At 68.5% G+C, this 2,646-nt stretch carries 2 protein-coding genes; both read left to right on the top strand.

What is annotated here, in order from left to right:
• The coding region (locus O2807_14400) for a hydantoinase/oxoprolinase family protein (protein MDA1001694.1) at positions 1-1,059 on the top strand (1,059 nt) is incomplete at its 5' end.
• Positions 1,056-2,646: hydantoinase B/oxoprolinase family protein (locus tag O2807_14395; protein MDA1001693.1), on the top strand; the 1,591-nt coding region annotated here is incomplete at its 3' end. The genes O2807_14400 and O2807_14395, both read left to right, overlap by 4 nt.

Here is a 2,646-nt window from a genome sequence, read left to right as displayed (position 1 = left end):
GCGGGCGGCGGCTCCATCGCGCGGTGCGATCCGGGCGGGGCGCTCGCCGTCGGGCCCGAGAGCGCGGGAGCGGACCCGGGCCCCCTCTGCTACGGCAAAGGAAAAGATGTCACCGTGACGGATGCCCATCTGTATCTGGGAAGGCTCGATCCGGATCGCTTCCTCGGCGGAAAGATGCGCCTCGACGCTTCGCGCGCGAGAAAGGGCATCGAAAAACTCGCCGCAGAACTCAAACTCTCCCCCACCGCGGCGGCAGAGGGCGTCCTCCGCGTCGCCGATCAGCACATGGCGGGCGCGATTCGCCTGATCTCGCTCGAGCGGGGCCACGATCCGCGCGACTTCACGCTCGTCTGCTTCGGCGGGGCGGGGGCGATGCACGCCTTTTCGCTCGCCCGCGTGCTCGATATCCCCGAGATTCTCATTCCCTGCGATCCGGGGATTCTTTCGGCCCGGGGGATGGTGCTTGCCGATGTGGTGAAGGACTACGCGCGGACGGTGCTCCTGCCGGGAGAAGATGCGGACAAGCTTGGGGGCCATTTTTCGGCCCTCGAGGCGCAGGCGCAAAAAGATCTCGGCGCCGAGGGTTTTGCCCGCATCCGGCTCGCGCGCTTCGCCGATATGCGCTACGCGGGCCAGTCCTACGAGATCACGGTGCCGCTCAAAGGGAAGAGAGAAAGCCGGGGGGCGCTGCTGGCGCGCTTCCACCGGATGCACGAGGTACGCTTCGCCACCGCCTCTCCCGATCGGCCGGTCGAGATTGTCACCCTGCGCCTGCGCGCGGCGGGGCCCACAAAAAAGCCGCCGCTTCCCGCCATCGCCGCGGGCGGAAAAGACGCCCGCGCCGCCCGGGCGGGGAGTTGCCGGATGATCTTTGAGGGCAAATCGCACCGCGCGGCCCTCTATGAGCGGGATCTTCTCCGGGCGAGGGATCGCTTCACGGGGCCCGCCCTCGTGACCGAGTTCAGCGCGACGACGGTGGTGCCGCCCGGCGCCGCCTGCCGGGTGGATAAGTGGGGGAATCTGATCCTCCGCCCCGGCGCAGGGAGGGGGGGAAGATGAAGGCGCCTCGCGCGTTCGACCCGGTGCTCTTGCAAGTTTTCCGCAACCTCTTCTTCTCGGCCTCCGAGGAGATGGGGGTGGCGCTCTGCCGCTCTTCGTTCTCGCCGAACATCAAGGAGCGGCGCGATTATTCGTGCGCGATTTTCGACGCCGAAGGCAAGATGGCGGCGCAGGCGGCCCATCTCCCGGCGCATCTGGGCTCGATGCCGATGTCGGTCGAATACGTGATCGGACGGATGGCGCTCGGTCCGGGCGACATCGTGGCGCTCAACGATCCCTTTCACGGCGGAAACCATCTGCCCGACATCACGATGATCATGCCGGTCTACGCGAAGGAAAAACGGGGGCGGGCGCGCCTCATCTACTACGTCGCCAACCGCGCACACCACGCCGATGTCGGCGGGATCGCGCCCGGCTCGATGAGCATCACGACGGAGATCTTTCAGGACGGCGTCATCATCCCCCCGGTTACGCTCGTCCGGCGCGGGAAGATCGTGGAGGATGTCCTTTCCCTCATTCTCGCCAACGTGCGCACCCCCGAGGAGCGCAAGGGGGATCTCCTCTCCCAGATCGCGGCGAACCGCGTCGGGGAGCGGCGCCTCATCGAGATCGCGGACCGCTACGGCCTGCGGCGCACCCTCGATTACACGGCGGCGCTTCAGGCGTATTCTGAGCGGATGACGCGGGCGGCGATCCGCGGGATTCCGGACGGCGCCTACCGCTTCGAGGACGCGATGGAGGACGACGGCTTCGGCTCGGGGCCGGTCCCCATCCGGGTGGCGGTGACGATCCACGGGGACCGGATGAAGGTGGACTTCACGGGCTCGGCCCCCCAGACGCGGGGGAGCGTCAACGCGGTGGAGAGCATCGCGCGGACCGCGGCCTACTACGCGGTGCGCTGCCTCGTTCCCTACGACATCCCGAACAACGCGGGCTGCATGACGCCCATCGAGGTGATCGCCCCCGCGGGGACGGTGGTGAACAGCGTTTTTCCGGCGGCGGTGGCGGGCGGCAACGTCGAGACGAGCCAGCGGATGGTGGATGTGGTGCTGGGCGCGCTGGCGAAGGCGTGCCCGGACATCGTGCCGGCGGCCTCCTGCGGCACGATGAGCAATCTCTCGATCGGGGGGGCGGATGCGCGCACCGGCAAAAATTTTGCCTACTACGAAACGACGGGCGGCGGGATGGGGGGCGGTCCGAAGGGCCCCGGCGAGGACGCCATTCACACCCATCTCACCAACACCCAGAACACCCCCATCGAGGCGCTCGAGCACGCCTATCCCTTCCGGGTGCGCAGGTACGCTGTGCGGCGCGGGAGCGGCGGCGCGGGCCGGCACGGCGGCGGGGACGGGATCATCCGCGAGATCGAGCTGCTCGCGGACGCGACCGTATCGCTCATGACCGAGCTCAGGGAGATGGTGCCCTATGGCCTCCGGGGCGGATCGCCCGGAAAGAAGGGGAGAAATATTCTCTACCGTGCGGGCCGCCGGATCGCCTGTCCCGGGAAGGCGCGCTTCGAGGCCCGGCGCGGGGATGTCATCTCCATCCAGACCCCCGGCGGCGGGGGATGGGGAGGGCGGGGGAAAA

The sequence above is a fragment of the bacterium genome (assembly GCA_027622355.1).
Classification (GTDB): Bacteria; UBA8248; UBA8248; order UBA8248; family UBA8248; genus JAQBZT01.
This window is presented reverse-complemented; position numbering and strand designations above follow the sequence as displayed.